A 25,479-nucleotide genomic window follows, 5' to 3' on the forward strand; every position below is an offset into this window, starting at 1 on the left:
CAAAATATATGGACAGAAAATCAATATGCAGTTTCTTTTATGCCTTGATGCTGGCTATCTTCTTGATATCCTGCAATGACGAGGATGATCATGACGGCCTTGCCCCGGCAGAACTGAGCGGGACCTATTCTAACAAACTAAGTGCCCCGGCAAACGGGGATTCCCTTATTTTGAGCTACAACGGGAATACATTTATCGGAAAAGAGGTGGAATTTAAGACAGATGACGGGAAAACCGCACACATCATTCTTAAACATGTACTACCGCACGATAAAGAAACGACTATTGCCGGCGTCTCTCTGACACCAGGTTCCGGCAACTATTCCTTCAACGGCGACGCAACTGCTTCAACCGGTACGGCATTTCATTACCAAGGCTGCATACAGGCCGGGAAATTGATACTGGAACTGTCGGGCATCACGATTCCTGAGAACCGGCTGGCAATAAACGGAACCTGGCATGTCGCCCATGAAAACGCTTCCTATTATAATGTAGACAACGGCAACATGCAGACGATGATCGGAATGCTGTATAACCTGGTGGGCGGCAAACTGGTCAGTAACCTGGTCAGTTCCGTGCTGGACGACCTGACCTTCCAGACGGACGGAAACATCACCGCCCGCTATGCTCCCCTGCCCGACTCGATCCGGATAGGAAGCCTGATAGGCGGCTACGTCAAACATCCGGCAAACGATTGGAGCGTTTCTCCACCCAACTTGGCGACTTATTATGTGGAGGACAATACATCCTTATATGTAATCCCGCAAATCGACATGATCATCCGCCAGGTGATGATAAACAAACAGACGAAAACCGGCTCCGTGGATAGCTCTATGGAAAATGAGCTACTGGCAGCCTACCGGAAAATCAATGCCTGGTCTACAACCGGCATAAAAATGGCAATCCGAGAAAGCGAAGACCCGGCAAAAGGCGATCTCATCCTGCTCCTCGACAAACCGGAAATACAGGAATTGTTCGCCCTGCTGGACCTCGTGAAAGTCCTTATCCCGAAAGAGACGCTTGACGCACCCGTCATGGACCTGATCGGCGACCTGATCCCATCCCAGTTCGCAAGTATCGCCGCCATACTCCTGAAAGGAAAGACGCTCGGTGCAATTTTGGACCAGTTGAGCCAAGAGTTGAACGCAATTCCCATCGAGATCGGTATCTATTTATACAAAGACAAAAACATCAATTAAAAGCAAATCACATGAGAAAGCTATATATCCTGATTTTTAGTCTATTGATTTTCACCGGAGCCGCATTCGGACAGACGGTGAAAGGACACGTCTATGACGCAGAAACTCATGAACCGCTGCCGGGTGTCAACATCACCTACAAGAAAATAAACGGGGATACGGACGGAACCATATCGGATACCAACGGAGCCTACGAAATCGCACTGCCGGACGGTGGGATCGACCTCCTGTTCAGTTACATCGGATACGAAAACAAGCAACTCCCGCTGATACTCCGCAAAGGGGATGTCAAGACTAAGGATATCTATATGAATATCAAAACGAACCTGTTGGGAGACGTGGTGATCAGCGCCGGACGCTTCGAACAGAAACTAAGCGATGTCACCGTTTCGATGGATCTGCTGAAGGCGGGCGATATCGCCAAGCAGGCCCCTACCGATCTGAGTTCGACCCTGAACACGATGCCGGGCGTGGATATCAACGACAAGCAACCCTCCATACGTGGCGGAAACGGATGGACATACGGGGTCGGTTCGCGCAGCCTTGTGCTGGTAGACGGCATGAGCGCCCTGAGTTCGGGCAACGGAGTGATCAACTGGAACATCGTCCCGCTCGAAAATATCGAACAGGTAGAGGTGATGAAGGGCGCTTCCTCCGTGCTCTACGGTTCATCGGCACTGAACGGGGTGATCAACATCCGCACGAAACGGCCGGGACTCACCCCGACCACAAGCGCCCGCGCCTATGTCGGGGTCTACGACCATCCGGCTCATGACGAATATGAAGGGGCGGACGTCTCGCACGCACGGCGGATCGGGAACTTCGATGTGTCGGGCGGGCTCAACCTGTTTTCCGACGACGGATACCGCGAACAGGGATACAACCGGCGCCTGCGTTTCGGAGGCAATATGACATACCACCATCCGATGAAAGAGGGGAAACTGCTGAACTACGGGGTCAACTTCAACTATCTGGCCGACAAATATGCCGACTTTTTCATCTGGCGTTCTCCGGTGGAAATCTACCGCCCGTCGTCCATCGCCAATATGGGACGCAAGGGGAATACCTTCTATATCGACCCGTTCTTCAACTTTACCAATCCGGCCAACAACACTTCGCACAAGATCAAGACCCGTTTCTATTACCGGGGAGACAACATCATCGACGGAAGCTCCGGCCACAAGTCGCTCGACGACATCTTAAGCAATATGGGGAGCGATGCCGCCACAGTCAACGCCTATATCGACAACATCAAAAACGGAGACTACAGCCCGTTCTTCCCGCTGATCCAGCCGATATTGCAAGGAGACCTGAACGGGATCGTGAACGGGGCCGTCAACATCCTGAACGGAGTATTCCCGACTGCCACGACAGCCGACTACTGCGACCTGATCTCCTGGGTGATGAACAACAACAAGGAGAATGTACCTAAAGGGACAGACAAGAACTACACCTACTACGTAGACTACCAGTTCAATAAGAAATGGGACAACGGGAGCCAGATCACCGCCGGAGCAACCTACGAACATATGAAAAGCATTTCGGAAACCACCGGGACACACGACAGCGACAATGCCGCCCTGTTCGTCCAGTACGACCAGCGTTTCTTCGACCGCCTGAGCGTATCGGCCGGTATGCGTGCCGAATACTACCGGGTGGACAACTACCTGCGAGAAGCGGAAACCAAATTGTTCGGAACCAGGATTCCGGTCAAACCGATCTTCCGCGCCGGACTGAACTACCAGCTTGCCGACTACAGCTTTATCCGTGCCAGCTTCGGGCAAGGCTACCGCTATCCTTCGCTGACCGAGAAATATGCCCGCAAGGACATCGGCGGTGTCGGCGTGTACCCGAACAAGGAGGTGAATGCCGAAAAGGGCGTAAATGCCGAATTAGGCTTCAAACAGGGATACAAGTTCGGCAACTTGACGGGATTCTTCGACCTGGCGGGATTTTATACCCAGTATACCGACATGATCGAGTTCCGCTTCGGCTTCTTCAACAATACGACTTTCCAGTATCTTAATGGCACACGCGACCTCCTGAGCATGATCGCCCAGGGCCAGATGCCGGGGATCGGCGCCCAGTTCTATAACGTGTCGAAAGCGCGTATCTACGGGGCGGAAGTCAGTACGAACGGTGTCTGCACGTTCAATCCCAACACCACATTGAGCTACAACTTAGGGTATGTATTCATCGAACCGGAAGACGCCGGCTACAAGAAAAAGAACGAGGAAGAAGCGGCCTACGACGATCCGATGCACATGAAAGAGAAGTCCAACACATCCAAATACCTGAAGTACCGCCAGAAGCACACCGTGAAAGCCGTCCTCGACTTCCAATGGAAACGACTGACGCTGGGGACCAATATCGTATGGAAAAGCAAAACGTTGGCCGTCGACTACCTGATGGTGGACGAGCGTGCGAAGGAACAGCCGGAGATCATGGACTACGTGCGCGACATCCTCTTCGGCAACGTGAACGGACAAACACTTCATTCCTATTGGGCGAAAAACAACACGCCCTACTGTGTGGTCGACCTGCGTGCAGGCGTGAAGATCACAAAGGAACTGTCTTTCCAGTTCATGGTGAACAACCTGTTCAACAAGGAATACAGTACACGTCCGATGCTCGTTTCCGCACCCCGGACATACGTGATGCAGCTGAGCGCGAACTTCTGATGCCATCCGTCAGATACGGGCCGCAAGCAAATCTTCTATGACTTTAGGATAATAGGCATATTCGAGCGCGTGCACTTTCGTGGCGACATCTTCCGGCGTATCGGACGGCAGGACTGGGCATTTTGCCTGGAAGATAACCGTCCCTTCGTCATAATGCTCGTCAATATAATGGATGGTAATGCCGGTCTCCCGTTCGCCGGCGGCAACGACCGCCTCGTGCACATGCATCCCGTACATGCCTTTGCCGCCGTATTTAGGCAAAAGGGCAGGATGGATATTGATGATTTTACCAGGATAAGCATTTAGCAGAGGATCGGATATCTTATTCATGAAGCCGGCAAGGACAATCAGGTCCGTATCATATTCCGCAAGCTTCGCCAGGACAGGCGCCCCATCTGCAAATTCCTCCCTCGAAAAGACAAAAGAAGGAATCCCCAACTTGTCCACACGGGCATGCACGCCTACGTTACGGTTGTTAGACAAAACAACCGCCACTTTAATAGTTTCACTTTTAGAGAAATATCGGGCGATATTTTCAGCGTTCGTACCCGAACCGGAGGCAAAAATTGCTACGTTTTTCATGTTTTCCCCTGTTTTTGTGCACAAGAAAAGAATAAATGTGCAATTTTCCGCATTTTTAGCTCATTAAATTTGTTTTGTAACATAAAAAATTCTTTTCTTTGCACTGCAAATTTAAAAAGTATATTCGTATTTATTAATCTAAATTGAAAAAGTTATGTCTGAAGTTGCTGAAAGAGTAAAAGCTATCATCGTTGACAAATTAAGTGTTGAAGAAACAGAAGTTACAAACGAAGCAAGCTTTACTAACGATTTAGGAGCAGACTCTCTTGACACTGTAGAACTGATTATGGAATTCGAAAAGGAATTCGGTATTTCTATTCCTGATGATCAAGCAGAAAAGATTACAACTGTAGGCGACGCCATTGCTTACATCGAAGCTAACGCGAAGTAATCAATCCTTTTAATTAAAGGTATGGAATTAAAAAGAGTTGTGGTAACAGGTCTTGGAGCTATTACTCCTCTTGGTAATACCCTTCCGGAAACATGGGAAGGTATTATCAATGGGAAGAGTGGAGCCGGGCCTATTACTCAGTTTGATGCATCCAAATTCAAGACACAATTTGCATGCGAAGTAAAAGGCTTCGACCCGTTGACAGTAATGGATCGTAAGGAAGCCCGCAAGTGTGACCGTTACAGCTTATTCGCAATAAATGCCGCAAAACAAGCAATTAACGACGCAGCTATGGACTTGGACAAGGAAGACAAGAACCGTATCGGCGTTATCTTTGCCTCCGGTATCGGCGGTATCAAAACATTTGACGAAGAAGTATTAGGATATGCAAAGATCAAAGATACGATCGGTCCTAAGTTCAATCCATTCTTCATCCCGAAGATGATCTCCGATATTGCAGCCGGACATATCTCCATGCTTTACGGATTTCACGGTCCCAACTTTGCGACAGTATCAGCTTGTGCATCTTCGACCAACGCGATCAGTGATGCGTTCAATTATATCCGTCTGGGAAAAGCGAACGTGATTGTAACCGGTGGTGCCGAAGCCGCTATTGCAGAATCAGGTGTCGGCGGGTTCAATTCGATGAACGCGCTGTCGACTCGCAACGATTCGCCCGAAACCGCTTCTCGCCCGTTCAGCGCAAGCCGTGACGGATTCGTGATGGGAGAAGGAGGTGCTTGTCTGGTTCTGGAAGAAATGGAACACGCTTTGGCTCGTGGAGCTAAAATATATTGCGAGATCGCTGGAACCGGTATGTCTGCCGATGCTTACCACCTGACTGCTTCCCATCCGGACGGATTAGGAGCCAAGTTGGTGATGCGCAACGCACTGGAAGATGCGGGAATGACACCGGAAGACATCGATTACATCAATGTCCACGGAACCTCTACCCCGGTAGGAGATATCTCGGAAGTAAAAGCGATCAAAGAAGTTTTCGGAGATCATGCTTACAATCTGAATATCAGCTCGACAAAATCAATGACCGGACACCTCTTGGGGGCCGCCGGAGCGATCGAAGCCATATTCTGCATTAAGGCTATAAACGACGGTATCATCCCTCCGACAATCAATCATACGGAAGGCGATGATGATCCTGAAATAGATTATAAACTGAATTTCACATTCAATAAAGCTCAAAAAAGAGAAGTACGAGCAGCCTTGTCCAACACTTTTGGGTTTGGTGGCCACAATGCTTGTGCTATTGTTAAAAAATTTGTGAAGTAACGTGTTTACAAAGCTATACAAAAGAATAAGGCTCCTCAAGAACATGGGCAAGGAGCCTTATTCTTCTTTATACAAGATACTCGGTTTTTATCCCGATAACATCCACCTTTATGAACAAGCCTTCCTCCACAAATCCTCTTCCGTAGAAAGCGGTGACGGCAGATGGCTGAACAACGAACGGTTGGAGTTCTTGGGCGATGCCATATTGGATGCTGTCGTAGCCGATATAGTTTACAAACACTTTCAGAACAAACGGGAAGGATTCCTGACCAACACCCGTTCCAAAATCGTACAGCGCGAGACGATGAACCGCGTTGCCGTTGAACTGGGGCTCGACAAGATGGTCGTGTACTCCGCCAAATTAAGCTCCCACAACAACCACATGTACGGGAATGCCCTTGAAGCGCTGATCGGTGCGGTCTATCTGGACCAAGGTTACAAAGTTTGCTACAATTTCATCCAGAATGTGCTCATCAAGAAATATGTCAACCTGGATACAATTGCCCGTAAAGAGGTCAATTTCAAGTCGAGCCTGATCGAATGGAGCCAGAAGAACAAACTCGAAATATCGTTCGACCTGATCGAATCGTTTACCGATAACGACGGAAACCCGGTGTTTCAGACAGGCGTGACGCTTTCCGACATGCAGATAGGCGTCGGTATCGGCTATTCGAAAAAAGAATCCCAGCAGAGCGCAGCCAAGATGGCGATCAAGAAACTACGGACCGATAAAATATTCCAACAATTCATCTCGGAACTCAAGAAGAAGAAAACCGGCGAGAACACGGCCGAAAACGAATTCGAAAATCTACCTGAAGAAGCCGTAGAAAATAACGGACAGGAAATGGCAGATACGGAGAAAATAAAAGCGGAAACGAGCATAGAAACCGTTCCCGCTGAAAATTGATTTTCAATTATTAATTTCCAAACGATATCCCCATCCGTTTCCCCTGAACAATCAGATCATGTTCGGGAGTTACCAATCTCAACTTACCGGCCACTTCCGAAAGAGGGATCGACTCGACTTCATTTCCTTTCATACAGACCATACGTCCGAATTGCCTGTCTGCAATCAGCTCCGTAGCATGTCCGCCCAGGCGGGTTGCCAAATTGCGGTCGAAAGGAGAAGGATTGCCTCCGCGCTGGATATATCCCAGGACCGTATCGCGGCTTTCGATTCCGGTCGCTTTCTCTATGGCACGCGTCACGTAGACGGAAGGGCGTTCCTTATCGGGAGTTTCGATTCCCTCGGCCACAACCACGATGGAATAAGGCTTACCACGGTGGGCACGATCCAGGATCACTTCGTTTATCTTGTCCATGTCAAAGCCCAGTTCAGGCAACAGGATCACATCGGCACCCCCGGCCATTCCGGCATACAGCGCGATCCAGCCGGCATGATGTCCCATCACCTCCACCACCATTACCCGTTTGTGTGAACTGGCAGTCGAATGCAGACGGTCGATCGCTTCGGTCGCTATATTGACAGCCGTATCGAAACCAAACGTTATATCCGTTCCCCATATGTCGTTATCGATAGTCTTCGGCACGCCGATCACGTTCAGGCCCATTGCTGAGAGCATGCCGGCCGTTTTCTGCGTCCCGTTGCCACCGATGCAGACGAGGCAATCCAGGCCGAGTTCCTCATAATTCTGCCTGATGAGCTGCGGCTTCTCGCTTTCGCCCGAAGCCAGGAGCTTGCGGAAAGGCTTCTCGCGGGAAGTTCCCAGGATCGTACCGCCCAAGTTCAGGATACCGGAAAGACTGCGTTCGTCGAAAGTCTGGACATCTTTATTCAGCAGGCCGACAAAGCCGCTATGTATGCCGATGACTTCCATGCCATAGTGCATAATGGCCGTTTTACCGACACCGCGTATCGTGGCGTTTATTCCCGGACAGTCGCCACCGGAGGAGAGGATACCTATTTTCATCGCTTTTGGGGATTAAGTACTACTTGCACAAAGATAAGGAAATTATCGTATCTTTGCACGTAATTCTAACAACAGGAGCATGGATATTCTGACAAATACAATATCACTACTCTTCCGCCCCCGGCAAAAAGAGATCGCAAGGTTTGCGCAAGATGCAGATGCCATCCAACGCAAACAGCTGAAGTCTCTTTTGTCCGCTGCCAAAGACACCGAGTGGGGCCTGAAATACGACTACAAAAGTATTCAGGGATATGCAGATTTTTGTGAACGGATTCCCTTGCAGACTTATGACGATATAAAGCCATACGTCATCCGCATGATAAACGGAGAAAAGAATATCCTCTGGCCTTCGGTCGTGCGGTGGTACGCAAAAAGCAGCGGCACCACGAACGACAAAAGCAAATTCCTTCCCGTCACGCCCGAAATCCTGAAAGGATGCCATTACAAAGGCGGTTTCGACACTGTCTCCATCTATCTCCGGAATAATCCCGACAGCCATTTCTTTGCCAGCAAAGGGCTAATCTTAGGCGGAAGCCACAGTCCTTCCCCTTTGAACCGGAATGCGCATTGCGGAGACCTTTCCGCCGTCCTGTTGCAAAACCTGAACCCGCTCGTCAACCTGATCCGCGTTCCCGACAAAAAGATCATCCTGATGGACGAATGGGAAAGTAAGATCAAGGCGATCGTCGAAAGCACCTGGAAAGCCGACGTGAACAGCCTGTCCGGTGTCCCTTCGTGGATGTTGGTACTGATCAAGGCAGTCTTGCGGAAGGCGGGATGCGAATACCTGACGGACGTTTGGCCCAATATGGAGGTATTCTTCCACGGCGGGATCAGTTTCGAACCGTATCGGGACCAGTACAAAGCGTTGATTCCTTCAGACCGGATGCATTACATGGAAACCTACAACGCATCGGAAGGCTTTTTCGGCCTTCAAGACGATCCGGCGGAGCACAGCCTGTTGATGATGATCGACTACGGCGTCTTCTATGAATTTATCCCGCTCAACGAGGTGGACAGCGAACACCCGACCGTCCTTCCGTTAGAAGCCGTAGAGGTAGGGAAAAACTATGCGATGGTGATCACGACTTCCGGCGGATTATGGCGTTACCAGATCGGCGACACGGTCCGTTTCACCTCCCTCTATCCGCACAAGTTCGTGATATCGGGACGTACCAAGAACTTCATCAATGCTTTCGGGGAAGAATTGATGGTAGACAATGCCGACAAAGCGATCAGCAGCGTCTGCCGCTTGACCGGAGCCAAAGTGAAGGAATACACGGCTGCTCCCCTCTTTATGCTGGACAAGGCGAAAGGCCGCCATCAATGGTTGATCGAATTCGAGAAAATGCCACCTTCGCTGGAAGAATTCGCCTCTTTGCTGGACAAGACATTGCAGCAGCTTAACTCCGACTACGAGGCCAAGCGCTATAAAGAGATTTCCCTTCAACCTCTGGAAATCCGGGTTGCCCGCGAAGGAACCTTCTACGAATGGCTCCGCCGGAAAGGGAAATTAGGCGGTCAGCATAAAATACCCCGCCTCAGCAACGACCGGACGTTTATCGAGGAGTTGGGGAGGATTTGTGATTTATGATTTATGATTTATTTGTCGATAATAATTCATAAATCCTCAAAATTTCCATGACAAATAAAGGCCGCCCCCTTCAGGGCTAAGCGTCGGGGCGACGACCAGACGATCGCTTCTTTTCATATTGATTTTACGGGTGATCGCATTACGGATAGGGAAATAAGTCAGGTAGGCAAGCTCGACGGAGAGGATGCCGAAGCCGGCTCCTGCCACTACATCCGCCACCCAATGCCGGTTATTATACAGACGAGAACAGGCAACGAAGGTCGCCAACGCATAACCCGAATAAGCCAACACCGGACTGCTGTCCTTAAATTCCTTCCAGGCGATATGCGCTCCCAAGAAAGCATTTGCGGTATGCCCTGACGGGAAAGAATGAGGGCCTCCGTCAGGACGCACTTCACCCACAGCATGCTTGACCACCCGCGTCATGCCGGCATTGAAACCTTCGGCAATGACGACCAAGCAAAGCTGATCCACCCAGTTATGCTTCTCCTTCCCCATCAGGTCGCAAACAAAAACCCATCCTAACATGCCCCATTCCATATAATCATCGATCCGTATCTTCCTCACGGAATCCTTACGGGAAAAGAGGTGAAAATCATTCATCCCGTCTATGGCAGTGCCAATCGCCCCGACTGTTATCAGGGAAGTGGGAAGGATCAGGCTTTTCGGTTTGAATTTATATTCGACGACAGACATCCGGGATGTACTGTCCCGTACTTCCGTATCGGAAACAGGAAGCTGTTGGGGCAGTTCGCGAACCGCCCCAACAGCCGTAAATATTGTAGACTGGAATAATACCAGCAGGATGCAAATAAAAGATTTCACTGAATACCTTATTGATTTTCGCCCCCAAAGAAACAAAAATCTTCTTATATCACAGCTATCGGTTTGCCATTTTCCCACGTTTGACGCGGGGACAAGAGATTTTATAGTGATTATTCTTTCTGGAACTTGCGGCTCACCTTCAGCAAGTTTGCCGTAAAGGACACCACATTCTGCGCTTCCTGCACCATATTGAGGTAGACCATGCTGACCTTCGTGCTACCGCTCTGTCCTTGGATACGTTTCAGTTCTTCCTTCTTCAGAAGCGTCAGTTTGGCCATCAGGTCGACCGATTCGTTGATCAGGTCATCCATACGATGGTAGTCATTGCTTTCGATCATAGCCGAACTGCGGTTCAGGAAAGAAACGATGCTGTCGGTCATCTTTCCGAAGTCCTCCTTCTGTATCTCACTCAACGGACTGAAATGGTTGTCGACATGTTCCTTGCTCGGTTCCGTCAGACGGCGGATGCTGAACACGATTTCGCTGGCAAAATCATTTCCTTGGTAATAATATAACCCTTTATCGATCGCAATGTCATGCTCCAACTGGGTCACACCCAACGTACCGACACGCTTGACCTGTTTCAGGTAACTCTTCTTTTCCTCGATCGCCCCCATCACCTTGCGAAGTTCGCGCAAGTTCTCGTCCATAAAGCCATGAACGGAGCGGAAGAAAGCGTCCGAAGCGAAGTTCAGCACGTTGCAAAGTTCGCCGCGGCTATGTTCGCGGAAGAGGGAAAGGGCTTCGCGTTTGTCTTTTGTCTCGCGCAGTTTGGAAATCGTGGTATCGACTTCTTCCTGCATGGCTTCTTTCTTCATCTTTTTCTTATACAGAATCTGGTTGCGGATCAGCATATAGATCGCCAGTCCCACCATCGCAGCCATTGCCGCAATGCCGCCGACATGGATCAACAAGGCGACCAGGAAGCAGATCGTAAAAGCAGCACCTGCCGTAATGAACCAGCCCCCGATCACGGAAAGGACACCGGTGATACGGTAAACCGCGCTTTCACGTCCCCAGGCACGGTCGGCCAAGGAACTACCCATCGCCACCATGAAAGCGACATAAGTCGTAGACAACGGCAACTTCAACGAAGTGCCCAACGCAATCAGCAGACCGGAAAGCACGACATTCACCGAGGCACGCACAAGATCGAAACTGGCCTTATCTTCAAGTATTATCTCGTTATTATTGAAACGGCTGTCAATCCAGTCCTTCACCCGCAAAGGGACCACGCTCAAGATCGTACTGGAGACGTTATTGCACGTACGCACCAGGACACGCGCCACAGGCGATGTCCCGAAATTCTCATTTCCATCCGACTGCCGGGCCAGGTCTACGGAGGTTTTAATCACCGCCTGCGCCTTCTTCGAAGTAGCCAAGGCGACTACCATGATCAGGCCGGAACCGACAAGGAAATACCACGGGGTCTTGGCCGGTTCAAGCAAGGACTCCATCAGGAAAGTATCGGTCGTAGTCGTGCCACCCTGCGCCATCAGGTCCATATAAGAAGAATAGCCTGCCAACGGAACGCCGATAAAGTTCACCAAGTCGTTGCCGGCAAACGCCAAAGCCAAGGCAAACGTACCCAACAAAATCACCACCTTAAAGACGTTCACCTTCAACCAGTGAAGAATCTGCATCAATATGGTGAAGAAAACAAGCGCTCCCCACACGATCGTATCCGTATTGCTGTAGATCATCGTTTTAAGGTCTCCTGCCATAAAGGAACTCTCCTTCAATCCTTTGATCAACATGAAGTAAAGGATGGAAGTAGCGGCCAGGCCGCCGAACAACCCGATGAAATAAGTTGCATGCTTCTTGTAATTGAAGGTAAAGATCAGACGAGAGATATATTGGACAATAGCCCCGAAGAAGAAAGCGATCGCCACCGAAAGGAAAATGGCAAGTATCACCGTAAAAGCCTTATCCGTGTTCAGCAGGTCGCCCAACTGAAGCGCACCGTTGGAATTGGCAATCTTGATCAACGAAATCGCAACCGTACCGCCCAGCAATTCGAAAACCAACGAAACGGTTGTCGAAGTAGGCATACCCAAAGAGTTAAAGATGTCCAGCAACACCACATCGGTGAGCATGACCGCCAGTAAAATACACATGATCTCCGAAAAGAAGAAATGTTGCGGCTGGTAAATCCCGTGCCTGGCAATGTCCATCATACCGTTGGAAAGCGAGGCGCCGACAAAGATGCCGATCGTGGCAATCACCATTATGACTTTAAAAGACGCGGCTTTCGACCCTATCGCCGAGTTCAAGAAATTTACCGCATCGTTGCTGACCCCGACTGACAGGTCGAACACCGCCAGTACAAAGAGAAAAATGATCAGAAAGAGATAAAATGTCTCCATAATTGCTTGTTATGTATTTGGAAGCAAAGGTCTGAAACAAATATTACGCAAAAATGACATCGATGTTACAAACGTGTTACAAACCCGGTTATCTATTTATAGAAACAGCCGGAGAAAAAAGAGTGTTCCCCGATTAAGGGTTTTTCTTTATATTCGCGACTTTTATTATAGAGGCATTGTTAATCTTGCACACACACTTGGGAGAGAATCGGGACAATATTATGCAGTGGGTTTGCGAAATGGCTTTATCGGATTCACAAACTGCTCTTAAGTCGCTTTACATGGCCTATTTCGGCTCGCTGATGCGATTTACGGGGATGTATGTCTCAACGCCGGCTGAAGCCGAAGAGATCGTTTCCGACACTTTCTTGGCTATCTGGAACAACCGCAAGCAACTTCCCGGCATCTCCAATTTCGATTCCTACATATACACGATAGCCCGCCACAAAGCGATCAGCTATTACCGCAAACAGCACATGGAGCAGGTCTCGCTGGACGAAATCTCCATCGACCTTTTCACCTCGGCCGAAACGACTCCCGAAGAAGAACTTATCAGCCGGGAAGGTATCCGCCGCCTGAACCAGGCTGTCGACTCGCTTCCCACCAAATGTAAAATGGCTTTCAAACTCGTCCGCGAAGACAAACTCAAATATAAAGAAGTGGCCGCCATCCTCGACATCTCCGTCAAGACTCTGGAAGCCCATCTGGCGAATGCCGTCCGCAAACTGCGAGAGACACTTGCCGACGATCACACCTGAGAAGAGCGACACTCCGGCATGAAACAAAAATTTCATGCCGGGGATATTTTTGTTTCCACCTATTGAAAATTTTGTTTCCACCTATTGAAAACTTATTTTCCACCGTGGGAAAATTTTTTATCTTTTTCCCTTTCCCTACTAAGGGTATTCTTGCTTCCCTGCGACTATACATATAAAAACACATAGAATGGAAAACAGAATAAACCATATAATCGCGCGTGTCCTGAGCGGAGAAAGTTCTTCGGACGATATCCTTTCGTTAAGCGAATGGCTGAACGAGAACGAAAAGAACCGGGATGAATTCCGGCGGCTCAAGAATTACTGGGATGCGGATGTCGCTTTCAAGCATTCCGTCGCCCCTGCTTTCTCGGCCGACAAACTGCAACAAAAGATCAATGTACAAAGAAGGCAGACTGCCCGGCGGCAATTATGGAGAAGCGCCATTCCACTAATTGCCGCAGCCTGTTTGCTTTTCATTTTCTCAATGGGCTTTTTCCATTACAATACAAATGACCGTACATCCGAATACTACACCTTGCTGACAGGCGAACATACCTCCGACTTCACAATGGAAGACGGGACCGTCATCATCTTGAACAAGAACAGCCGCCTCAGCTATTCCGATAAATACGGAAAAGACAGCCGTAACGTCAAGTTGGAAGGTGAAGCCTATTCCGAAGTGGCAAAAGATCCGGACAAACCCTTCCAAGTCGAAATGGACGGTGCTTCCATTACCGTCTTGGGCACACACTTCAACGTAAAAGCAGAAGCTGAATCAGACGATATCACCGCGACACTCGTAGAAGGTTCCATCCGTTTCGAAGGCGCAAAACAGAATATCGTGATGACCCCAAACCAACAGCTTACTTTCAGCCGATCGACAAACAAGGTCAACCTCAAAGAAACAGACACCGACACTTTCACAGCATGGAAAGACGGCCTGCTGAAATATAAGTCGATTCCGTTTATCCAATTAGTCGAGAACCTGAAAGACATCTACCAAGTAGAAATCAGCATCGACGATGATAGACTGGCAGATCCATCCGTCACCGTCTCCGGGACATTTGCCAGTGAACAAAGCCTCGAACAAATCCTGAAAGTAATTTCAAACAGCCTGCCTGTACGATGGACGAATCATGATGGAATTTATCATATCCAATATATAACATTAAAAAGATAATGCCTATGAGTATACATTAATTTATAGAACAATACTGATGCCCACACAAGCGGGTCATACCATGAAACAACCAAATTATTAATTTCTTAAATCAATACACAAGCATGAAAAATGTTTCGTATTACAGGCATCTTCATCCCGAAAGCCTGAAAAAATTAGTAGCAATCACAAAGATCACGGCAGTTTCGCTATTAACGGTTTTACCTTCCGCAATGCAAGCCGAAACAGCCTACTCACAATCGGCAGTGATATCCGTCAAAGCGGAACGGATGCTTCTCTCCGATCTATTTTCACAGATAGAAAAACAAAGCGAATTCTTGTTCTTCTATGTAGACAAAGATGTTGCAAACATCAAAGTCAACATTAAGGCCAGCAGTAGTCAAATCGATGAAATACTAACACAAGCATTGGCTGGAACAGGATTGACATACACCATCAATGACCGCAACATCAACATTCTACGAAAAGCAGATACCCGACAACAACAAGTCAAGCAGATCACAGGGAAAGTCCTTGACAGTAACGGAGACCCGGTTATCGGAGCTAACGTTGTAGAAAAAGGAACGACTAACGGATCTATCACTGATGTTGAAGGCTCCTTCAACATCAGTATAGCACCAGGTGCTATACTTTCCATTTCCTATATCGGATACAAACCTGTCGAAATAAAGATCGGTTCACAAAACTCATATAACATCACCCTCGAAGAAGATTCGGAAGCATTGGATGAAGTGGTCGTAATCGGTTACGGTACGGCACGCAAGATCGACCTGACAGGATCAACCTCTTCTCTGGGAGGTGACAAACTTCAAATGAAGAGCACGCCGCAACTATCCAGTCAGTTGCAAGGACAGATGGCCGGTGTGCAGATCACACGTTCCAGTGGCGACCCGTCAGCGGGAGCAACTATCCGCGTTCGTGGTGTCACAACCATGTCAACCAACGATCCGCTGGTGATTGTCGATGGAGTACCGGGTACTCTTGGGGATATTACCCCTGAAGATGTAAAAGACATTCAGGTTCTGAAAGACGCAGCTTCAGCCGCCATCTACGGTTCACGCGCAGCAGCAGGTGTCATATTGGTCACAACCAAACGTGCCAAAAACAAGGAATTCCATCTTTCATATAATGGTGAATATGGTATCAACACACCGACCGCGAAACCAAAATTTGCGAATGCCGTACAATGGATGAGTGGTCTCAACGAATTAGCCTTCAACGATGGTGCTTCATCCCCGCATTCGCTTTATTCTGAAGAGATAATCAATAATTACGCTCAATTGCGGGCCGAAGATCCGGATCGCTATGCAGATACAGATTTCATGGATTTAGGTCTAAAAAGTAGTACACATCATCAACGCCACTCACTCTCGCTCAGTGGTGGAACCGACAAACTGAAAACAAATTTCAGCCTCAACTATTACAATTCGGAAGCACTTATCAAAACAAAAGACTACGAGCGTTTCAATATCCGTACGAACAATGACTATCAGATCAATAATTGGATACATGCCAATGTCGATTTGAATTTACTCTATTCCAATGCAAATGAGCCCCACGGATCGATCTTTTCCTTGATGGAACGTGCTCCGATCTACAATGCTTACTGGTCCGACGGACGTTTTGCCGATGGCAAAGATGGTGACAACCCTATCGCCGAGCACCAATTAGGTGGTTCCGTGAAAAAACAGAACTACAATGTGAGTGGTAAGCTGCAATTGGATATCACCCCTACAAAAGGATTAACTTTAACAGCCATTGTCGCTCCGAAATATTCTTTTTACAAAGGGAAAGACCATCGGAAAAGATACGAAGTCTACCGGATCACCGGCGACCCGATTCCCGGAGTCGGCTATGCCTCGACCAGCCTCAGTGAAAGTCGCAATGACAACCATAGCTTGACAAAACAGTTCTATGCCAACTACAAATTGCAACTGAAACGTCATTCTATCGGATTGATGGCCGGTTATGAAGATTATTCTTACAAATGGGAAGAGGAAGGTGCCTCCAGGACCAATTTTAACTTAGTCAATTATCCCTATTTGGATTTAGGTCCCGAAGATTACCAATACAATAGCGGAAAAGCCGGACATAATGCTTACCGTTCGTTCTTCGGCCGTGTCATGTATTCATGGGCAGATCGCTATATATTGCAAGCCAATATCCGCTCAGATGGTTCTTCACGCTTTGCCGATGGCCATCGTTGGGGTACATTCCCTTCCGTTAGTGCAGGCTGGGTTATCTCCGAAGAACCTTGGTTCAAGAAGAGCGTTGTAGATTACTTAAAACTACGCGGTTCGATCGGGCAGTTAGGCAACGAACGTTTAGGTAAGGAATTTCCCTATCAGGCAATTCTCAGTTTTGGAACAGGATTTATTCCCAATGCAACCACAGGCGTAGCAGATGTTGTGCAAACAGCCTATCAGACAGACTATGCTTTCAACAACCTGACATGGGAGACAACGACCACTTATGGTTTAGGAGCTGACATAACCTTACTAAATAACAGACTTCGTGCATCAGCCGATTATTATTACAAAAAGACGACAGATATGTTAATGGAAGTCGGATTCCCTTCTTATTTCGGTTACAACGCACCGCAAAACAATGCCGCCGATATGCACACGAAAGGTTGGGACCTCGAACTCTCCTGGAGCGACCAAATTAACAATTTTCGCTACGGTGTAAGTTTCAATTTGTCCGATTATCGCTCTAAAATGGGATATATGGCAAAACGGCAGAAAATCGATGACAACAAGATCACCGAAGAAGGGTCTTACTATAATGAATGGTATGGATACAAAAGTATGGGTATTATCTTGAATGATGCTGCCATGTTTGACGAAAACGGCAATAAAATTCCGGTCCTGACCAACAACGATAAATATAATCCGCAAAACGAAATGTTTCGACTTTTGGGAACGAAACGTTCTTTTTCCCAAAACGAAACGTTCTTTTTTTCGCACCCCTAAACACCCCCTACCCTGCCCTTTTCCGCTTAATTTCTCACTTCTAATTATTACTAAGAAATTTGGTAATCTCGCCAAAAATCGCTACATTTGTATAGTATAAATTGGTGTGTTGTGCACTCTCTCACACATACTAAAGCACTATCAAATTTCATTTTCTTAAAACATTTTCGACCGGCTTACGCCGGTATTTATAATAACACGAACGGTGTTCAGAAACCATCCGAACACCGTTCTTTCGTTTTAGTCGCTTCGCTCCACGCTTTGGCGCTTTGCGCTTACAACACTTCGCGAATCGCTTTATACGCTTCCACGCTTTCCGCCCGAACGAGTTTGCCGCGGAAGGCCAGACGGGAACCGATACCCGAGTACGAGCTCGAGGCATCGATATTCGCATGCGCGTACGACACACCACCAAACGCATTCGAGTAAACGTACCCACGAAAAACCACACGGAAGGCTGCGGTACTTATCCAATATTTATCGCAATAATATGTACTGGACGAGCCGTTAGCTGTTCCTACCGGTACGATATCCATGTATTTACCATGGGCAACACCTGTTATCCACTGGTCACTGATCGTTTTACCCTTCACCCAACGCACCGTGCCGTCCGGCATCCAAATACGCCATTTACCTTGGTTGCCACTATCGTTGGGTAAATCAACACCGTCCATCATCTCGTACTTATGGCCGTAGATGTCCTCATAGCCCAGACAACTGATATTGTTTACCTGAGTCACGGTCGGAGAACCATACTCGTCCTGGCCACGATACCAAGCGTACTGGTGGATAGAACCGTCCACGATGGAATTCGTGATCTTGTCGTTTATTTTATACGCTTCTGCGTAGCCGATCGTATCCTGCATACCATAACCGGCTGTACCGCCCGTGATACGATTGCTCGTATGCTGACCGCCTCCGCACTGTTCCTGGCTGTCACGACGGCCATATCTTGCGTAAAACAAGTTCGCTATACGGGAGTGCATCAACGCGTCTATCTGTTGCATACCGCGCTGAACCGAGTAATAATGAAAGTCGATCCAGTTCATGCTGGCCGTCGTGGAATTACCCGTTATGCATGAACGCAACTTGCTACCTACCACGCTACTGCCTACTACCGCGCAAAGATGTTCCTCGTTGGCCACCCAATCGGGCTCCATATCCTCGATCTTGTCGCTGTTACTTAGAACCACCTTGTCAAACTCGGCCGTGTTCAGGATCGAGAAGTGCAAGGCCGTGGCGTCCTCCGGAACATCCGATATCAAGTACATGCCGGCCTCGAACTTCAGACCGATCGTAGAGACCACGATGGTTTTGACCACGTTTCCGGAGCCGTCAACAAATAGACTGCCGACCAAACCCGTACCGGGAACACTCGGAAAACGTACACGCTTATAGCCTTGTACATCCACCTTGCAGACTGAATAGGTCTTGTCCGTGCTATAAGAATCCTTCAACGTGGGTTTGCCACTCAAAAGTTTGCGCTCTGTAAGGAAACCGCCCTGCGTGTCTTTGATGTCGTCCAACGTCAGCACCGTCACATCCGGAACAGGAGGCATATCGTCAGGGCCGTTGGAACTGTAACAGCTGTAATATTTCTCGTTCAGGTAGTCATTGACACCTTTCGACCAAAAGAACGGTTCGTACATCATCCAGTCGCCCTCGCTGCTGTCAAGTTTGGCTGCGCTGCCATCGTAGTATTTATTACTGCTGGTATCATCCAACGGACAATAGGTCATCTCGCCGTCCGGATTGTTCACGTCAACCGTCTGGCCCGCCATCTCCACTTTACGGCTCGTGGGCTTTTTCGTCACCTTGGCAAGCACACGATGGCGCTTCTTGAGGATCGCCGCCACGTGGGCATTCATGACGTAAGTATTGCCATACTTATAACCGGTCTCGTTGTCCGGGTTGGAAATGTTGGCATCGTCCGGAGCGCTCTCGTCCGACTCGATGATGCTGTAGGCCGGTTGTACGATCTCCAGTTCCGGATACCGCTCACGATACCGGTCGGCCTGTTCGTCATCCATGTACTTTGTCAGGCAGAGCCTGCCACGCAATCCGGAATGACGGTTGTCTATCGCTCCGGTGGAGGTATAGGTACCATAATCGTAGTATTTTCCGAGCAGCCTGCCGTCATCCTCCATATCGATGTCAAGGACAAAACGCTCCAGTTTACCGCTACCGTTCAACTTGGCCTGATGAAGACGTTCCAGCATGGCAAACCCGTCAATGCCCGGACAACCCATGAACCGGTAGCCTCGCACGTTACCGATGCCATCCAGTACCAATCCGCTCTCTGCCAACCTGGGAAGATATTCCAGAAACAGTTCCTCTATCGTTTCCGGCAAGCATAACTGCACAACAGGCGCACCGGTGGCAAGTTTCACGCGGGTAAGCCCCGTGCCTCTCACGTCCAGCTTCTTCAACCGTCCCTGCCAGCTCAAGTCCAAGGTCGTCACGTTGCCGTTATCGCCATTCCGTGCCAGCAGGTTGTTGCGCATATTAAGCTCTTCCAGAAGAAGCATGCCGTTCGTCGAGGCCATGAATGAACCGTTACGATAACCGCTGGCTTTCTCCACGCTCATGTCCAGTTTTACCAACGAGGTCAGCAAACCGAAGTTGAAGCCGATGGCGAACGCGTCCTCATGCCATACCAGTTCCTTGATTTTAGCCGCGCCGATAATCTTCAGCGGGTCGTTCTCACCGAAGGCACGGGTCAGCCGCAGGGAGTGGAGCACGTCTGCATCTACCACACCGCTGTCAGCCTGTACGCCGTTACTGGTAGATAACTGCACACGGTACGGGATGGTCAACCGGTACTGCATCGGTTTCAGCTTATAAGCCTTGTCCAGCGATGCCGTACTCTGGTAGAACTGGGCACCCAGCGTAGAGACATAACCGTACTCCACCTGCTTCAGGTCATACCTGCGCTGGATGAAATAGTTCCGGTGCGCCTTTAACGAACCCTTCAGACCGTAGATCTGCGGGTAGGTCTGTTTCGCGCCGTCCGCACCCACCGGCATCTCGTTCAAGAACGGATACACATACTTGAAGATGCCTGATTTGTTGTACAGCCGGCTGCACCACTTCTTCATCTGCTCGGTGTCGAAATGGTCAACGGCCTTCTGGATGCTGAAGGCACTCATGAAGCTGGTACCGCCGTTCACACCCTTGGTCATCACTTCTTCCAGCAGATTGCCCATATTGCCCAGTATCAGGTTCCACAGCCAGCTGTTGTGTCCCTGCATCACATAGGCCCCGTCCCGCTTGGTCTGCCGGTTGTCATCATACTTCCCGGTCAGGAACGACTTGTTGTCCGAACCCAGCTGGCAGTCTCCATCGTAATAGGTTATCCACCACATCACGCCGTCCCATGTCCGCACCAGCATGTTTTTCGCCAGCTGGTCCACGCCAAGGTTGAACTGTACATACAGGTAGTAGGCGGCCAGGTTGGGAAGGTTGAAATACTTCCCGGCTTCCGCCTTGAAGGTCGGGCTCACCCATTTCACGGTCGGAAACTTGTTGCCGTCATCCTCATAGTCCACCCCGTCAAAGGTGTGCGTCTCCTTGTTATAGGCCAGATTCTTGCCGGCAGGCGTTTCCTTCACGCATCTGTAAAGGAAACTCATCATGCGGTCAAGCGCCTTGTACATCTTGTCGTACTTGTCACCGGTGCCCAGGTGTTCCTTGATGTTCGGTTCTTCTTCGGCATCGCCTCCGCCATCGTTCCAGAACACGTCTTTCGGATGGTTGAACTCGAAACCGCCGTCAAAGTTGAAATCCATGAAGTCCGTATGGTCGGGCTCCGTGGACGGCAGCCAACGGAACAGGCACAGGTCGTTCGAGTTGTTCAGCGTCTCGATGCAGATGGGCAGGTATTCCTTCGGCCGGTCGCCGTTCGCCTGCAGGTAGTTCAGCGTATCGCCGGTCCCCCACTGTTCTTCGCCGATGGTCTTGTCCTGGCCGAATATCGGGTAGCTGTCGCTCTTCTCGTTGTTCATGTTGTACTGGCCGTAGTAGGTCAGATCCTCATCCACGCTCTTTGCCACAAACAGGTCACAGGGCAAGCCGTCAATGGCCGAGCGTATGTCTTCCTTGCACGTATCCGCATGGTCGGCGGCATACTGCTGGGCAGGGGTCAGGATGCCCATTTCCTTCATGCCGTCATGGATGAACTTCGCGCCACCGGTGTTGGTGGTCATGGAGGAGTCCGAAAAGTCACACTTCGCACAGGCGAGTTTCGCCCCCACCGAGTTGTCCCGCAGTCGGAACAGGTTCTTCTTACCCTCCGTAGCTGTCGGGTTGCTCTGCTGCCCGTTACCGTCTATCTCGCCGTAGCTCATCCGTGCCGTGTAACCGCTGGCTGTCTTCTGGAAGTAGAAGCGCAGGTTCTTGCGGGCATAGTTCACCGAACTGGTACCCTGGATACGCAGATAAATGTCACGGGCTATCCAGTCCAGCGCCCGGTTCTCACCGTTGTAGAATCTAACTTCCCGGCACAGCTTGTTGGCCTTCTTGTTGTTCAGCTGGGCCAGCGCGTCCATCACGTTCAGCGTGTCGCTCTCGCTTGGCACCTCACTGCCCACGCTGCCCGTGCCTATCAGTACCAGGATCGAGTTCCGCCGCTTCTTCATCAGCCCCATCAGCTTCTCCATGCTCACCGTGTCCCCCTCGTTCAGCACGCGGTTGTCCTCATCCAGCGAGCGCACGCCCGGTTCCCCGTCGGCATCCTCCAGATGGTTGCGGTCCACGATGTAGTTGTTAAGCACCTCGTCCGAGGTCAGCGCCTTGTTATAGATGCGCACGCTCTTCACGTTCAGGTCAGCCCCCTCCGATTTGAACTCCAGCTGGCTCCGGATGTCGAAGCTCACCTTGTCCAGCCACTTCGAGGCGGCCGACTCCTCCCCGTTCACATAGAAGCCGATCAGCGTCCGCTGCTCGTTGGTCTCCACGTCCGGGTAGAACACGTAAGTGATACGGATATTCTTACCGGGTTCAAACTTCGTACCCACCGAGTCCTCATAGCGCAGGACCTGACCGGCATCCATCGCCTCCGTCACCACGCCGGTAAGGAACTTCGCCTCCTCCGGGGTCACCACCAGCCCGTAACGGTTGCCGTTTTGCAGGGTGCCCAGACAGGTGATCAGCTCCGCGTCGGTGTCAGTCACGTTGGCCGTGCTGTATTCTATCTCCAACGTCATGCCCACGTCGCGGATGGCAAAACCCTCGGGCTTGTCCGCCTCGTTGAACGGGCGATAACCGCCGTCTGCCGTCAGGGTCATGCCCGCACCGCCGGCCAGCAGCAGGCGGTCCTTGTGCCAGCCGCTTCCTGCGCCGTATTCGTTCACGCTCCACAGCACATCACGGAATTCCATCCGTTTGTCCCCGCTCACCCAGCTTTCCGGGTTGTTTTCCGTGTTGCTTCGCCCGAAGGCATCGAACGTGCACACGGCATCCGGTGCCAGCGTGGCTTCAATGTCGGGGTGCGATGTGGTGTTCACCCGCACCTCAAGCACGGCATCACCGCACGACACACGGTAGTCCAGCGGTTCCACGTTCACGTTCGTACGCCCGTAGCTGCCGGTCTCACCGCGCTGCAGCAGGTCTTCCTTCACCACACTGCCCCGGCTGGTCACTTTCACACGGGCCGTGTACGCATCCCTGTCATAGCCGGCATACGTGAAGTTCCACGCCGTGAACTGCTCTGCCTCCAGTACGGGGTGCTTCCAGTCACGCTGGAACCCTGCCGCCCGGTGGTTGAACATCATGCCGGCATAGGCCGTCACACCTTCCCCGGCTTTCAGCAGGGTCAGGTAGTGTATCTCGCTCACCACGCCGGAGTTCTCGTGCAGCGCATAGGCTTCCACCACGTTCATGCCCTCCCGCATTTCACTCAGCGCAACGGTGACGTTCTTCTGCTGGACACCGGAACCGGCTGACAGGCCAAGCGTATAGGGCTGCCCGCCGTTGATACGGTAGTAGATGTTCTTCTCGCCACTCGTTCCCTTAGCTGTAAATGGGATGTTCACGTCGTTCCGGTATCCCCCGTCAGCAAGTCCGTTCCCAACCGAATAAGTGGTACTTAGTTCCATAGCCACCATCGTCACCCTGGCGGTAGCGGTTTTCATCAGCGTACCGCCATCATAACCGGCCTGCGCCTCCACCTGCACGGTGTAGGTCGTGGCATCCTTCAGGTAAGGCGACGCGTCAAAAGTATAGCTCTGACCGGCCGTAACGCCGACAAACTCCGCATCCTGGAATTCTGAAAGGACCGTGGAGCCACGTTTTACGACCACCTTGGCCTTCAGGTCGCTGTAGCCACTCACCTCGCCGCCACCGGCCGTGCCCACGCCAACGGCATATCTCACCACGAAACCGGTACCCAACGACAAATACTGGGAAGCGGGCAAGGAGGAACCCGAAGCATCGGTCAGGTCTATATTCACCACCACCTTGTCATCGTCGCTATACTTGGAAAAGCGCACCTCCCTGTCGCTTTCCCCCCCTTCGCTATCCTTCTGCGTGACTGTCATCACGTACTGAGTGCCGTCCTCGCTGTCCGTCACGTCGATATTCGTCACGGTACCCACCAGCGAGGCGAACACCGCGCCGCTCGTGGGGGCTTTCGTCTCACCGGCGGCCAGCTCCTCCGTAGGGGTGGCCTTGTCATCAATACTTTTGATATAGTTCTCCACCAACCGGCCGCTCACCGGAAGATTACCCGTGGATTCGTCACCGGACCAATCGGTCTTCTGCATATCCAGACCGTCCTCGTCATATACTTTCTTTGCCATATCGTTATTCTTTAAAAGTTATTTCATCCGTTTCCAGCCATCCGTTCGGCTCCAGGGTTTGTCACCGCGCCAAAAGCCCGCGCCGAAACAGCTCCGGATGGCTTGCCAAACCAGCCTGGCCCCTATATAGACCGTCGCCACCACCCGTTCGCCTACACGGATGGCCGTCACCTCTTTGTTTCCAACACTTATCATACCTATTCCTCCTCGTAAATCAGGTAAATGGTCTTGCCGTCCTTTTCCGGGAGACTTTCAAACTCCTCCTCACTCATCTCCTTATGTTTGTAGCCTTGGGCTATCGCATCCTCGGCCTTCTTCGCGGCCGCCTCCGCCTTTGCCGCCGATTCACCCGCCGTTTGAATGGCCTTTTTTGTCTCCTGGGTGGCCGCTTCCATTTCGGGAGCCAATCCCTCCACCCTTTCAGCGGCCTTGATCGCCCGGGCCGCCGCGTCATCGGCCGGCTTGCTCAATAAGGTGATCGGGACGTTCACCAGTTTGTCATCTTTCTGTCCCGGCAGGGATTTGACCCCGCTCAGCGAGCCGACCGTCTCAAGGGATTCGACACTCTTCGATTCCGCCTTGATCGCCTCCAAAACCTGGGCGATATCCGATTCTGTCAGTGCCATGTCAAACCCCTCCCTCTATCAGTTCATAAACCTGGCCGTAACCGCCGGCCGTCAGGCTCTCGCCGCACACCTCCTTGATAAGCGTACCCTCCTCGGTGGTGATCTCCAGGATTCCACCGCCCTGGATGATACGCTGGCATAGGACGTAAGCCTTGAACTTCTCATCACGACCTACCGGTTTGTCTTTTCCGTAATCGAACAGGGCCTCCGCCACGGCGGTGGCGATGTTGTCGCCGCCAAGCTCGTTCCCGTCAAAGCCCCTGAATCTCCTGTTTAAGTCAACTTTCATA

17 protein-coding genes are annotated in these 25,479 nt (G+C 50.5%); 9 read left to right on the forward strand and 8 right to left on the reverse strand.

Annotated features, from left to right (window positions below):
• Positions 1-8 precede the first annotated feature (8 nt).
• The gene (locus BQ9893_RS15610) at positions 9-1,199 is read left to right on the forward strand and encodes a DUF4925 domain-containing protein (protein WP_075966818.1); all 1,191 of its coding nucleotides are present in this window, start codon (positions 9-11) and stop codon (positions 1,197-1,199) included.
• An 11-nt stretch (positions 1,200-1,210) separates the two neighbouring features.
• Positions 1,211-3,880, forward strand: coding sequence for a TonB-dependent receptor (locus tag BQ9893_RS15615; RefSeq protein ID WP_075966819.1), 2,670 nt, complete (start codon positions 1,211-1,213; stop codon positions 3,878-3,880).
• A 9-nt stretch (positions 3,881-3,889) separates the two neighbouring features.
• Here BQ9893_RS15615 and purN read toward each other — a convergent pair whose 3' ends face one another.
• Positions 3,890-4,462 carry a phosphoribosylglycinamide formyltransferase gene (purN, locus tag BQ9893_RS15620; RefSeq protein WP_075966820.1) on the reverse strand — a complete coding sequence of 191 codons (573 nt, stop codon included), beginning with the start codon at positions 4,460-4,462 and terminating at the stop codon, positions 3,890-3,892.
• 154 nt (positions 4,463-4,616) lie between these two features.
• Here purN and BQ9893_RS15625 point away from each other — a divergent pair, with 154 nt between their 5' ends.
• The 3 genes from BQ9893_RS15625 to rnc are packed head-to-tail and all read left to right on the forward strand — an operon-like array spanning position 4,617 to position 7,047.
• Positions 4,617-4,853 carry an acyl carrier protein gene (locus BQ9893_RS15625; RefSeq protein WP_005639879.1) on the forward strand — a complete coding sequence of 79 codons (237 nt, stop codon included), beginning with the start codon at positions 4,617-4,619 and terminating at the stop codon, positions 4,851-4,853.
• Positions 4,854-4,874: 21 nt separating this feature from the next.
• A complete protein-coding gene (gene fabF / locus BQ9893_RS15630; protein WP_075966821.1) occupies positions 4,875-6,140 on the forward strand; it encodes a beta-ketoacyl-ACP synthase II in 1,266 nt (421 codons plus the stop codon).
• Between the two features lies 1 nt (position 6,141).
• The gene (gene rnc, locus BQ9893_RS15635) at positions 6,142-7,047 is read left to right on the forward strand and encodes a ribonuclease III (protein WP_075966822.1); all 906 of its coding nucleotides are present in this window, start codon (positions 6,142-6,144) and stop codon (positions 7,045-7,047) included.
• A gap of 10 nt (positions 7,048-7,057) precedes the next feature.
• Here the strand turns inward: rnc and BQ9893_RS15640 are convergent, their stop codons facing one another.
• Complete coding sequence (locus BQ9893_RS15640; RefSeq protein WP_075966823.1) at positions 7,058-8,071, reverse strand: ATP-dependent 6-phosphofructokinase; 1,014 nt, start codon at positions 8,069-8,071, stop codon at positions 7,058-7,060.
• A 79-nt stretch (positions 8,072-8,150) separates the two neighbouring features.
• Here BQ9893_RS15640 and BQ9893_RS15645 point away from each other — a divergent pair, with 79 nt between their 5' ends.
• Positions 8,151-9,665 (forward strand): GH3 auxin-responsive promoter family protein, encoded by a 1,515-nt coding sequence (locus BQ9893_RS15645; protein WP_075966824.1) that lies wholly within the window; start codon positions 8,151-8,153, stop codon positions 9,663-9,665.
• Positions 9,666-9,701: 36 nt separating this feature from the next.
• Here BQ9893_RS15645 and BQ9893_RS15650 read toward each other — a convergent pair whose 3' ends face one another.
• Both BQ9893_RS15650 and BQ9893_RS15655 read right to left on the reverse strand, forming a co-directional pair.
• Entirely contained in the window at positions 9,702-10,490 is a 789-nt protein-coding gene (locus BQ9893_RS15650) for a phosphatase PAP2 family protein (protein ID WP_075966825.1), read from the reverse strand.
• Between the two features lie 110 nt (positions 10,491-10,600).
• A complete protein-coding gene (locus tag BQ9893_RS15655) occupies positions 10,601-12,856 on the reverse strand; it encodes an inorganic phosphate transporter (RefSeq protein WP_075966826.1) in 2,256 nt (751 codons plus the stop codon).
• A 221-nt stretch (positions 12,857-13,077) separates the two neighbouring features.
• Between BQ9893_RS15655 and BQ9893_RS15660 the strand changes: the two genes are divergently transcribed.
• From BQ9893_RS15660 to BQ9893_RS15670, 3 genes are all read left to right on the forward strand, one after another.
• Complete coding sequence (locus tag BQ9893_RS15660) at positions 13,078-13,614, forward strand: RNA polymerase sigma-70 factor (protein WP_208610817.1); 537 nt, start codon at positions 13,078-13,080, stop codon at positions 13,612-13,614.
• Between the two features lie 187 nt (positions 13,615-13,801).
• Entirely contained in the window at positions 13,802-14,794 is a 993-nt protein-coding gene (locus tag BQ9893_RS15665) for a FecR family protein (protein ID WP_075966828.1), read from the forward strand.
• A 104-nt stretch (positions 14,795-14,898) separates the two neighbouring features.
• Positions 14,899-17,766 (forward strand): SusC/RagA family TonB-linked outer membrane protein, encoded by a 2,868-nt coding sequence (locus tag BQ9893_RS15670; RefSeq protein ID WP_244155157.1) that lies wholly within the window; start codon positions 14,899-14,901, stop codon positions 17,764-17,766.
• A gap of 275 nt (positions 17,767-18,041) precedes the next feature.
• Here BQ9893_RS15670 and BQ9893_RS15675 read toward each other — a convergent pair whose 3' ends face one another.
• The 4 genes from BQ9893_RS15675 to BQ9893_RS15690 are packed head-to-tail and all read right to left on the reverse strand — an operon-like array spanning position 18,042 to position 25,478.
• Entirely contained in the window at positions 18,042-24,563 is a 6,522-nt protein-coding gene (locus BQ9893_RS15675; protein ID WP_075966829.1) for a hypothetical protein, read from the reverse strand.
• 18 nt (positions 24,564-24,581) lie between these two features.
• The gene (locus tag BQ9893_RS15680; protein ID WP_008778316.1) at positions 24,582-24,758 is read right to left on the reverse strand and encodes a hypothetical protein; all 177 of its coding nucleotides are present in this window, start codon (positions 24,756-24,758) and stop codon (positions 24,582-24,584) included.
• Between the two features lie 2 nt (positions 24,759-24,760).
• Complete coding sequence (locus BQ9893_RS15685) at positions 24,761-25,189, reverse strand: hypothetical protein (RefSeq protein WP_075966830.1); 429 nt, start codon at positions 25,187-25,189, stop codon at positions 24,761-24,763.
• Between the two features lies 1 nt (position 25,190).
• Positions 25,191-25,478: a hypothetical protein gene (locus tag BQ9893_RS15690; RefSeq protein ID WP_075966831.1), complete on the reverse strand. Its 288-nt coding sequence runs from the start codon at positions 25,476-25,478 to the stop codon at positions 25,191-25,193.
• Position 25,479 lies beyond the last annotated feature (1 nt).

The sequence above is a fragment of the Parabacteroides massiliensis genome (genome assembly GCF_900155425.1).
Classification (GTDB): Bacteria; Bacteroidota; Bacteroidia; order Bacteroidales; family Tannerellaceae; genus Parabacteroides; species Parabacteroides massiliensis.